Source organism: Enterococcus sp. AZ126 (assembly GCF_051714545.1).
Classification (GTDB): Bacteria; Bacillota; Bacilli; order Lactobacillales; family Enterococcaceae; genus Enterococcus_L.
In genome coordinates this window covers 733,342-745,344 of sequence record NZ_JBIOSB010000001.1, presented here as the reverse complement: position 1 = coordinate 745,344, position 12,003 = coordinate 733,342, and the positions used below count along the sequence as shown (strand labels likewise).

The window sequence follows — 12,003 nt, the reverse complement described above, 5'->3', positions numbered from 1 at the left end:
TTTATCAATTCAAAAGTGCTAATTTTCTACACGATCAGCCGATTTGTTCCGTTTTTAAATTAGGAGGGATTTTCTATGGAACCATTACAAAAAGCAATTATCGAAGAACTAGGTGTAAAACCACAGATCGATTCACAAGAAGAAATCCGAAAAAGTATTGATTTTATGAAAAATTATTTATATAAGTATCCTTTTTTAAAAACATTTGTTTTAGGTATCAGCGGAGGGCAAGATTCTACACTAGCTGGACGACTTGCTCAATTAACGATGGAAGAGATGCGTGATGAAACAAAAGATGCGCAGTATCAGTTTGTTGCTGTTCGCCTGCCTTATGGCGAACAAGCTGATGAAGCGGATGCCAAAAAAGCATTAGATTTTATTCAACCAGATGTTTCTTTACGTGTAAATATCAAGCCAGCAATTGATGCGTGTATACTTTCTCTTGAAGAATCAGGGGTTTCTATCAATGATTTCAATAAAGGGAATATGAAGGCTCGTCAACGCATGATCATTCAATATGCGATTGCAGGAGAGAAAGCAGGCGCTGTGATTGGAACAGATCATGCTGCTGAAAATATTACGGGGTTTTATACAAAATATGGTGACGGCGGAGCAGACATTTTACCATTATTCCGTTTGAATAAGCGTCAAGGTAAGGAGTTGCTGAAAGAATTGGGTTCACCTAGTGAGCTGTATACAAAAATTCCAACTGCTGATTTAGAAGATGATAAACCATTGGTAGCAGATGAAGTAGCGCTTGGGGTAACTTATGATGATATTGATGATTATCTTGAAGGAAAAACAATATCAGGGAACGCGAAAGAAACGATCGAAAGCTGGTACAAAAAAACGCAGCATAAACGCCATATGCCCATTTCAATTTTTGATAACTTTTGGAAGTAAGAGAAAAAAAAATAGATGTTTTTGGTGCGAACCTCAAGTAAACATGAAATCACTGACAGATTCGCACCAAAATTCAAGAGAAAAAAGCTGGATTTAATTGTTTTTCTCATTTTTATTTAATGTTTACTTGGATTTATTTGAGGAATTAGGAATTTATGTGGAGATTTTGGCAAATAAACCTTCTTTTTCACAGTCTCACTCTAATATAGAGTGAGTGGATTGAAATAATGATGGACTTTAATTTTCCAGCATCTACACGAGTCTCACTCTAATATAGAGTGAGTGGATTGAAATCAATCACCATAGACTAAGTTTCCTGTCGCATAGCCGTCTCACTCTAATATAGAGTGAGTGGATTGAAATTTTCCAGGAGTAATCTCCTAATGAAAGAGTGCCGACGTCTCACTCTAATATAGAGTGAGTGGATTGAAATCTTCTGCTTTAGAAACAAATGTAAAGTAAGTACCTGTCTCACTCTAATATAGAGTGAGTGGATTGAAATGAAAAGAATACAAGAATTATCTGATCAAAAAAACTGTCTCACTCTAATATAGAGTGAGTGGATTGAAATATTGATCACGTTTGTTTTTTTAGCTTTATCTATGTCTCACTCTAATATAGAGTGAGTGGATTGAAATAAAACAACCAATAGGAGGTAAAAATAATGGCAAGGTCTCACTCTAATATAGAGTGAGTGGATTGAAATTTCCCAGCTGCTTAGCTTAGTGTCACTTATGTGTTGTCTCACTCTAATATAGAGTGAGTGGATTGAAATATAAAATCCCAAAAGTTAGTTCCAGATTCATTTGTCTCACTCTAATATAGAGTGAGTGGATTGAAATCTCACTTTCTTTGATTTGGTTCTCGTACAGTACAAGGTCTCACTCTAATATAGAGTGAGTGCATTAAAAATATATAAACTGGAATTTGACACACTAGAGAATTGCCCTACTCAAATAGCCAAGGAGAGAACTTATCAAAATCAATTAAAAAGAGGCTAAAACATAACTCTACGAGTCATAACCTCCCCTTAAGAAGTCCGAATAAACGCTTCTGTCCAATCTCTTTTTTTACTCTTGGTTTTAAATCTAATCTCCTTCATTTTTTTCAAATGGTTAAAAAAAGTGTAAAATTAAACTAGTTATCTGAAATAATCAAGAATATACTCTACAATTGGCTTAATTACAGTAATAAGAAGGTGAATGAAAATATGAAAAAATTGTTTAGGAAAAAAAGAGATATAGATAATGAGGCGTTTGTTTCGTCTGAAGAAAAGGCACAACCAATCAATGATAATGATATTCGGATTCCATCAGATATCAAAGGTTTATCTGATCAAGAAGTACAGGAACTTTCTACACAAGGAAAGATCAACAAAGAGGTTGAGGATTTATCTAGAACAACAAAGCAAATTGTTTTAGATAATTCACTAACGCTATTTAATTTCATTAACTTGTTTTTAGCAGTAGCGGTGTTTGCTGTCGGCTATCCTAAAAATGCTTTATTTTTTTGGATCATCATTATCAACACAGCAATTGGTGTGATTCAAGAAATACATGCAAAGAGGACTATCGACAAGTTATCTATCGTAAATAAAGCAGAGGTGACTGCTTTAAGAGACAATAAATTAATTAAAATCTTTCAAGATGAAATTGTCTTGGGAGATGTATTAGTTTTGACCTTGGGGAATCAAGTTCCTTCAGATGGCATTGTGCTTCATGGAGAAGGGATGGAAGTTGATGAGTCACTACTAACAGGGGAATCAGATAAGATCATGAAGCAAAATGGCGACAAAATCATGAGCGGAAGTTTTATCACTTCAGGTTTAGGATTTGTCAAAATCACTGCAGTCGGTGAAGATAATTTTGTTTCCAAATTATCTAAAGAAGCGAAAACGGAGAAACGTTCAACTTCTGAATTAATGAATTCATTGAATCTTTTGATTAAGGGATTAACGTTTGCTATCATTCCAATCGGATTGTTGTTATTTTGGTCTCAATATCAATCTACGCAGTCATTTCCCAAAACGGTTTTAGGTGTTTCTGGTGCGTTAATTAGTATGATCCCAGAAGGTTTGATGCTATTGACTAGTGTGGCATTTGCGGTAGGAGCAGCTAATTTAGCTAGAAAACAGACCTTAATCCAACGCCTATCTTGTATTGAAACTCTTGCTCGAGTAGATACCATTTGTTTGGATAAAACAGGAACCATTACAGATGGTACATTGACTTTTAAAGAGTTGATTCCTCAAGCGGGATTTCCAACAACTGAAATAGAACTTGCTATGAGTGAAATGATGGCAGGCTTATCGGATCAAAATGCAACAGCAAAAGTTCTTAGAAGCAGATTCCCATTGTCCAAATCTGTATGGAATGTCAAAGAAGTGATCCCATTTTCATCTGATCGAAAATGGAGTGGTGTAACATTTGAAGAAAAGGGATCATTTGTTATGGGAGCACCAGAATTTATTTATTCTGAAGTTCCTGAGGATTTAAAAGAAAAACTTGCACCATATAATGAGCAAGGTGATCGTGTCCTGATTTTAGTCCATTTCTCAGACGAATTAACAAAACCTGAATTGCCTCAAGTAAAAGAAACAGTTGGAATTTTCATTATTTCAGATACGATTCGTGAAAATGCAGTCGATACATTCTCTTATTTTGCGAAACAAGACGTTACATTAAAAGTTATTTCTGGAGATAATCCGATCACGGTCTCGCAAATAGCGAAACAAGCAGGAATTGCTGGAGCAGAAAATTTTGTAGATATGAGTACTATTTCTGATTCAGAGAACTTTAATGAACTAGTGGAAAACAAAACGGTTTTTGGTCGAGTAACCCCTTATCAAAAAAGAGAGTTGATACAAGCCTTGAAGCAAAATGGGCATACGACTTGTATGACCGGGGATGGAGTCAATGATATTCTTTCATTGAGAGAAGCTGATGTCAGTGTAGCAATGGCCAGTGGAAGTGATGCTGCTCGTGCGGTATCAGATGTAGTTTTACTAAATTCAGATTTTAGTTCAATGATCCAAGTACTGAATGAAGGTCGTAGAGTCATCAATAACATCGAACGTGTTGCATCGATGTATATGGTAAAAACAATTTATTCTGCGATTCTTGCAGTAACATTTATCTTTTTATTTTTACCTTATCCATTTGCACCATTACAGCTTACACCTATCAATACATTAACTGTTGGAATTCCTTCATTTATTTTGGCACTAGAGCCGAATTATCAACGGATCAAAGGGCATTTTTTGACGAATATATTGCGAATTTCAGTTCCCGGAGCGTTGACTGTTGTATTTAATATTTTAGTCTTGCAACTTGCGGGTATCTGGTTTGATTTATCACAACAAGATGTTTCTACAATGTGTGTCTTGCTTACAGGTTGTGTAGGATTTCAAGTATTATTAAGAGCAGCTCGACCGTTAGATTTAAAAAAACAAATAATGATCAGTCTTTTATTGATTGCCTTTATTGCATGTTTCTTATTCTTTGGTGATTTCTTTATGTTGACGTCACTGTTTACAAGAAATGTTATGTTCTACCTACCGTTGGTTCTTGGTAGTCGTTCTATTTTTAACTACATTTCTTTACTTATGACAAGAGCGATATATGAGGTTGAGAAAAGGAAAGAAAATAGAAAAACGAAGAAGAAAAAAAGAGTGATTTAACTATATAGAAAGTGACTGGGGTAGGAGTATTTCATAAGAATAAATTGCTTGTGATCCCAGCGTTTATTCGCATTTAGGATGTGAAACAAAAGTAGATTTTACTTTTGTCTCACATCCTTTTTAGTAGAAAACATCCTAATAAAGAATGACAATCATTTTCATTTAAGTCTTTTACCTTTGTTATTTATCTAACCAAGTGTAATCTTAGTATGATAAGTTCGTTTTTTAAAGGAGTGGCTTAAATGAAACATTTGACAAAATTGATGATCACGATCACAACATGGGTTTTAGCGTTATTATTTGAATTTATTTTTCATCAAGAAGCTTGGGCTTATGGAGTAATCGTTATTACAGGTTCTGTAATGGCGTTGTCAATGCTGATCGAGATGGTAAAGACGTTGAAATCTGGCAAATATGGTATAGACATTTTAGCAATCACAGCGATCATTGCAACATTAGCAGTTGGAGAATACTGGGCTAGTTTGATGATTTTGATCATGTTGACAGGCGGAGATTCTCTTGAAGATTATGCAGCAAAAAAAGCCAATAAAGAATTAAAATCATTGTTGGATAATTCGCCGCAAAAAGCACATCAGCTAATCAGTGGTGCATTGACAGATATTGAGGCAGAAAAAGTCGTTGTAGGGGATCAGCTTGTTATGAAACCAGGCGAAATTGTTCCTGTAGACGGTCATGTCACAAATGGGGCATCAACTGTTGATGAATCTTCTTTGACCGGTGAATCACATCCAGTGAACAAAAAAACGGGCGATTTTTTGATGTCCGGTTCAATTAATGGTGATCACTCTCTTACAATGGTAGCTGAAAAAAGTGCAGCAGATAGTCAATATCAAACGATTGTGAAACTAGTGAAAGAGTCAGAAGCTAGACCTGCTAATTTTGTGCGTATGGCTGATCGTTATGCAGTGCCTTTTACGATTATAGCGTATATAATCGCAGGGGTAGCTTGGTATAGTTCAAAAGATCCAACGAGGTTCGCTGAAGTATTAGTTGTAGCTTCCCCTTGTCCACTAATATTAGCAGCACCAATCGCGTTGGTTGCTGGAATGAGCCGTTCAAGTAGAAACGGGATTGTCGTAAAAACTGGAACCACAATAGAAAAAATGGCGCAAACAAAGTCAGTTGCTTTTGATAAGACGGGAACGATCACAAAGGGGTCATTATCTGTAGATAAGGTTGTTCCAGAAGGTACGCTTTCTGCGGATGATTTACTAATATTGGCGGCAAGCGCAGAACAAGAATCGAGCCATATATTAGCACGTTCGCTTATAGACTCTGTTTCTGCACAAGAAAAATTAAAAAAGGTTTCCGGTCTAGAAGAAATGACAGGTTCAGGTGTTAAAGCGATAATAGATGGGAAAATGATTCGTGTCGGCAAACCCGCATTTGTTTCACAACGAAAAATTGAAGAGGTCAAGGATCAGACTGCTATTTACATTTCTCAAGAAGAACATTATTTAGGCTATATTACCTTTACGGATAGTATTCGACCAGAAGCAAAAGAAACAATGGAGCAATTGCGCGACTTGCATATTGACCACTTGCTGATGTTGACAGGTGATCATCAAAAAGTAGCAGATGACATTGCAAGAGAAGTTGGAATTACTGAAGTTCACGCAGAATGCTTGCCCCAAGATAAAATTGATGCCTTAAAAAAAATCCCTGATTCTAAACGTCCAATGATCATGGTGGGAGATGGTGTAAATGATGCACCTTCATTAGCTGTTGCCGACGTTGGAATTGCCATGGGTGCTCATGGGGCAACTGCAGCGAGTGAAACAGCAGACGTCGTAATATTGAAAGACGATCTAGAAAAAGTCAGTGCAGCAGTGAAAATTTCTAAAGATACTATGAAAATCGCAAAACAATCGGTTTTGATCGGTATTTTGATTTGTACAGTTTTAATGCTTATAGCAAGTACAGGAATTATTCCAGCATTATTTGGTGCGGTTTTACAAGAAGTGGTGGATACAGTGTCTATTCTCTCTTCTTTACGAGCAAAAAATGATTGAGTAGTAGTTTTAATTTAAAATAATAAGATCAAGAGAACAGATAGTTGCAACTACCTATTTGAATTGTTAGAATTAATTCATCAAACTTAATATTGTTTTGTAAGTAAGAATGTTGCAATAGTAAGGACTCCGTGGATAGATAAATACTGGACGAAAGAAAGAATATCACAGTCCGCTTTTTCTATTTTTCTGACAGAGCAAAACGAGCCCACTATGCTTTTATTATCTAGCTTCACGGGCTAGCTCTTCGGAAAAAAGATGAAATCTGTTTGTGGCAAAAAGCACCACGCTCAGCTTTCCCTATTTTTCTGACAGAGCAGAACGAGCCCGCTATGCTTTTAAATTAGGAGGTAAACATGATGGATGGAAGTAAAATTAATGATAAAAATGTAACAGAAGAACGACTTTTATCGCAAGGGTACCGTAAATATACAGGAGAAGGACTGGATATTTATTACAGTAAGGATATTTGCGCTCATATCGGTAATTGTGTTTTCGGTAATCCAGATGTTTTTGAAGTAGGCCGACGACCATGGATCATTACGGATAATGGTAGTGTGGAAGAGAATATTCGTGTAATTAATACGTGTCCAAGTGGTGCTTTAAAATATATTCGAAAGGACGGGAAATGACAATGGAAATCAAAGAAGAAAAAGATCGCTTCGTATTATTAAACGATCATAATCATGAAATTGGTGAAATGACTTGGTCAAATGCTGGAGATAAAATCATGATCATTGATCATACTTTTGTTGATCCGACGTACAGAGGACAAAAATTAGCTGAGAAACTGGTATTTAACGGTGTAGAAAAAGCACGGCGTGAGGGGAAAAAAATTATTCCGTTGTGTCCATTTGCTAAAAAAGAATTCGATACAAAACCTGAATACAGTGATGTTTTAAGAACCTAATAAATAGTGATATAAAAACAGTCCGTTCGGAAATAACCCGAAAGTCATCAAAAATTTAAAGAACAATTTTCAGAAATTCCTTCCTATTTCTTGAAAGTAAATATTTTTGGTCCTTCCTCATTTTTTCTTTCAATATAGAAGAAAAAAATCAAGATTATATAAATACAGCTGGTATTTGTATTGAAAATATGCTAAAGTATAATAGATGTATTTTGTGAATAAGGGAGAATTAGACTATGTATAATTTTATTTTAGCACTTGTAATCATCCTTTCAGTTGTGATGGTTATTGCCGTTATGATGCAGCCAAGTAAACAAAACAGTGCAGCAAGTGCATTTACAGGTGGCGCAGATAAACTTTTCGGTAAACAAAAAGCACGCGGATTTGAAGCTGTTATGCAACGCGCAACAGCAATCATTGGTGCTGTTTGGATGTTACTATTATTTATTTTAGCTTTATTATCATCGAAGTAAGACCTTTGGAGTCCCTCATTTACTGAGGGGCTTTTTTCTTAAAAAAAAATTGGATAAGCATTAGTGAAAAGTTCGTGCAACATCTTTCTTTTCATAAGGTTTTCACTGGATAATGTGCTAAAATGAGGATGAGGTGAATTAGATAGTGAAAAAAATAAGTCTACCTAAACCATTGTTTACGCAAAATGGTTCCCGTGCTGTATTACTTTTGCATGCCTACTCAGGAAGCAGCAACGATGTTCGGATGTTGAGCCGTTATTTAGAAAAAGAAAATTACACCGTATATTCTCCTAATTTTTCTGGACATGCAACAGTTGCACCAGAAGATATATTGGGAAAATCAACCAATGATTGGTGGCAAGATACACTAGATGCCGTTCAATTCTTAAAAGAAAAAGGTTACCAAGAAATAGCCGTTTTTGGCCTTTCAATGGGTGGTATTTTTACAATGAACACACTAACGGATCAAGTAGAAGGAATCATCGGAGGTGGTTTCTTCTGTTCACCAATTTTTCCAGTAAAAAATAGTGTTCCAGAAAATTTCGTTTTATATGCCGATAAAGTTTTAAAAACAGCGGGTATTTCAGATCAAGAACGGGTGAAACGAATGGTGAAAATCAAAGAAGCCTCTCGTGTTCAATTAAAAGATATTGAAACTTTTTCGGAAAAGACCGCAACTAAGCTTGGTCAAATTACGGTTCCCGTTTTTATGGGGCAGGCAGGAGTTGATCAAATGATTGATCCGATGGGTGTCTATAAGACAGCCCAAGCACTGCAGCAAACACGATTTACATTAAACTGGTATCCAAATAGCGGACATGTGCTGACGATTGGACCAGATCATAAACAATTAGAACAAGATGTATCCGCATTTTTGAATACATTGTCTTGGAATGAGGAGAAAGAATGACAAAACAAACAATCAAGGAGAAAATCCTATCTTTTATGGAAACGCACACGAAAAAAAGTTTTTCTATGGAAGAAATAGCGGAAGGCTTGCAGCTGCAAAAGAGCTCAGATTTTAAATTACTTGTTCAGACTGTAGCCTTGATGGAACGCGAAAAATTAGTAGAATTCAATAAAAAAGGTAAGATTCGTCTACCACAAAAAAATGGAGATATCGAAGGGACTTTTCGTGCGAATGAACGTGGCTTTGGCTTTGTAACGATTGATCCAGAAGAAGCAGATGTCTATATTCCAAAAGAAGCCGTCAATTTTGCGATGGATGGTGATATTGTTGTCATCGATATCGTTCAACCGGCCGATGCTTTTTCAGACCGTGGAGCGGAAGGAAAAGTCATCGCAATCAAAACTCGTGCAATCACGCAGGTAGTCGGTGAGTTTATCGCCTATGACGAAAAAGAAGTGAATGAGACTGACTTATATGGTTATGCTGTTCCAAAAGATAAAAAAATGACTGGTTTGACCTTTAATATTGCTGCACAAGGAATCAGACCTGTTGATGGTAGTATTGTGATCGTTGAAGTGACTCATTACCCTGAAAAAGAGTACCCAAAGAGTTTAGAGGGAATAGTCAAAAAAGTGGTTGGTCACAAAAATGATCCTGGAATGGATATTTTATCGATTGTGGTGGCTCATGGGATTCCAACAAGCTTTCCTGATGAAGTGATCGAAGCAGCTGACAACGTACCTGATGCAATTTCAGAAGCAGATATCGAAGGCCGCAGAGACTTACGTGATCAAATGATCGTAACGATCGATGGGGAAGATGCTAAAGATCTAGATGATGCAGTGACGGTACGCAAATTAGAAAACGGTAATTATTTTTTAGGTGTTCATATTGCAGATGTTTCTTATTATGTGACAGAAGGTAATGAGTTAGACCAAGAAGCATATGAACGTGGTACTAGTGTTTATCTAACTGATCGAGTTGTCCCAATGATACCTCAGAGATTGTCTAACGGTATTTGCTCGCTGAACCCTAATGTGCCAAGGCTTACTATGAGTTGTGAGATGGAGATAACGCCAGAAGGGTATGTAGTCAACCATGAGATTTTCCAAAGCGTGATCCAAACAACAGAACGTATGACCTATACAGCCGTTAATGAAATTTTAGAAGAACAAAAACCAGAGACGATGAAACGCTACAAAAAATTAGTAGCGATGTTTAACGAAATGGGTGAGCTGCATCATATTCTTGAACAAATGCGTGAAAAACGAGGTGCGATTTCATTTGAAGATCGTGAAGCAAAAGTACTGGTTGATTCACAAGGACATCCACATGATATTTTATTACGCACACGAGGTGTAGGCGAACGGCTAATTGAATCATTTATGTTGGCAGCCAATGAGACAGTAGCTAAACATTTCAACGATTTAAAAGTCCCTTTTATTTATCGAATCCACGAACAGCCAAAAGAAGAAAAAATGCAGCGATTCTTTGATTTTGCAGCTGTATTAGGGATCTTAGTTAAAGGGACGAAAGCAGATATCACTCCTAAAGACTTACAAAAAGTTTTAGAACAAGTAGCAGATAAACCAGAAGAAGCAGTGATCAATACCATGTTGCTACGCAGTATGCAACAAGCGCGATACTCAGAAGATAATTATGGACACTATGGTTTGGCAGCAGAATACTATACTCACTTTACCTCACCGATTCGTCGTTATCCTGATTTGATCGTACATCGATTGATTCGTAGTTACGAAGGAAATGTTTCAGAAAAGTTAAAAGAAAAATGGGAACAAGATTTACCTGACATTGCAGATCATAGTTCAAGAATGGAACGTCGAGCTGTTGAGACTGAACGTGAAGTCGATTCTATGAAGAAAGCAGAATTTATGGCTGATAAAATTGGTGAAGAATACGATGGTATTATCAGTTCTGTCACTCGTTTTGGTCTTTTTGTAGAATTGCCAAATACAATCGAAGGGTTGATTCACGTCAACAATTTGAAACAAGATTACTTCCATTTTATTGAAAATCATATGGCATTAGTTGGCGAAAGAACCGGAATGACACTGAAGATCGGCCAGAAAGTTAAAGTTAAAGTCGATAAAGCTGATCCCGAAACAAGAGAAATTGATTTTGAATTTCTTGAAGCAGAAGAAGTAGAAAGAATCGAGACGCCAAAACAAAAAAAACGTCAAGATGGTCGCCGCAGAAGAACTTCTGATCGCAAGCAAACGGATAAAAAATCATTTACACAGAAGAACAAGAAAAAGGGCAAAAAGCCATTTTATAAAGAAGTAGCTAAAAAGAAAAAAGTAAAAAAACAGAAGAAAAAATAGAAAGCGGAGGAATGGGTATGCCAAAAGGGGAAGGGAAACTGATTGCCCAAAATCGTAAAGCTAGGCATGACTATACCGTTGTTGATACAATGGAAGCTGGAATCGTGTTACAAGGTACTGAAATCAAGTCAATTAGAAACGGACGAATCAATTTAAAAGATGGGTTTGCTAGAGTTCGAAATGGAGAAGTCTACCTGCTCAATGTGCATATCAGTCCCTATGAGCAGGGGAATATTTTTAATCATGATCCTTTACGGACAAGAAAATTATTATTGCACAAAAAGCAAATAGCTAAGCTAATTACCGAGACTAAAAATACCGGAATCACGATCATTCCACTAAAAGTATATCTACGAAATGGTTATGCCAAAGTACTGATCGGTCTCGCAAAAGGAAAGAAACAATACGATAAGCGAGAAGATTTGAAACGTAAAGAGATCAATCGTGAAATTAACCGAACACTCAAAAATAATTTACGTTAAATAAATCAAAATGTATGAATTTCATGTATGAGATGAAACAATTTCAATGCTAAATTTATTCTTTTTCGCATATTTGTTTTCTTTGCTTTAACTTATATGAAAAGTTTGGTAGAGTGTAAGGAAACTGATGAGTTTTCATCGTTTTTTCAGTAACTGACCTATGTGCTACCAAATACCAATAAGACACATTTTCTTTAATAGTTTGTCATATTAAAAGAAGTGTCCAATTTTCATGAAATTCTTTTGAAATTATTTAGTGTTGGTGGTATGA

General features: G+C 36.1%; 9 protein-coding genes and 1 CRISPR repeat array. All 9 genes read left to right on the top strand.

Annotated elements, in window-relative coordinates; translation table 11 throughout:
* Positions 1-75: 75 nt before the first annotated feature.
* Positions 76-903: an ammonia-dependent NAD(+) synthetase gene (gene nadE / locus IGI43_RS03555; protein ID WP_438756456.1), complete on the top strand. Its 828-nt coding sequence runs from the start codon at positions 76-78 to the stop codon at positions 901-903.
* Between the two features lie 192 nt (positions 904-1,095).
* Positions 1,096-1,815: direct repeats of the CRISPR family, unit length 34 nt; unit sequence GTCTCACTCTAATATAGAGTGAGTGGATTGAAAT.
* 298 nt (positions 1,816-2,113) lie between these two features.
* Positions 2,114-4,582, top strand: a complete 2,469-nt coding sequence (locus tag IGI43_RS03550; protein WP_438756455.1) for an HAD-IC family P-type ATPase — start codon at positions 2,114-2,116, stop codon at positions 4,580-4,582.
* A gap of 242 nt (positions 4,583-4,824) precedes the next feature.
* Positions 4,825-6,615 carry a heavy metal translocating P-type ATPase gene (locus IGI43_RS03545; protein ID WP_438756454.1) on the top strand — a complete coding sequence of 597 codons (1,791 nt, stop codon included), beginning with the start codon at positions 4,825-4,827 and terminating at the stop codon, positions 6,613-6,615.
* A gap of 359 nt (positions 6,616-6,974) precedes the next feature.
* Positions 6,975-7,247 (top strand): (4Fe-4S)-binding protein, encoded by a 273-nt coding sequence (locus IGI43_RS03540; protein WP_438756453.1) that lies wholly within the window; start codon positions 6,975-6,977, stop codon positions 7,245-7,247.
* 2 nt (positions 7,248-7,249) lie between these two features.
* A complete protein-coding gene (locus tag IGI43_RS03535) occupies positions 7,250-7,525 on the top strand; it encodes a GNAT family N-acetyltransferase (protein ID WP_438756452.1) in 276 nt (91 codons plus the stop codon).
* Between the two features lie 236 nt (positions 7,526-7,761).
* Positions 7,762-7,998: a preprotein translocase subunit SecG gene (secG, locus tag IGI43_RS03530; protein ID WP_438756451.1), complete on the top strand. Its 237-nt coding sequence runs from the start codon at positions 7,762-7,764 to the stop codon at positions 7,996-7,998.
* Positions 7,999-8,140: 142 nt separating this feature from the next.
* On the top strand, positions 8,141-8,908 hold the full coding sequence (locus tag IGI43_RS03525; protein ID WP_438758805.1) for an alpha/beta hydrolase: 768 nt from the start codon (positions 8,141-8,143) through the stop codon (positions 8,906-8,908).
* Positions 8,905-11,250, top strand: coding sequence for a ribonuclease R (gene rnr / locus IGI43_RS03520; RefSeq protein WP_438756450.1), 2,346 nt, complete (start codon positions 8,905-8,907; stop codon positions 11,248-11,250). The genes IGI43_RS03525 and rnr overlap by 4 nt, the downstream gene beginning before the upstream one ends.
* Before the next feature lie 17 nt (positions 11,251-11,267).
* Entirely contained in the window at positions 11,268-11,732 is a 465-nt protein-coding gene (gene smpB / locus IGI43_RS03515; RefSeq protein ID WP_438756449.1) for an SsrA-binding protein SmpB, read from the top strand.
* Positions 11,733-12,003 lie beyond the last annotated feature (271 nt).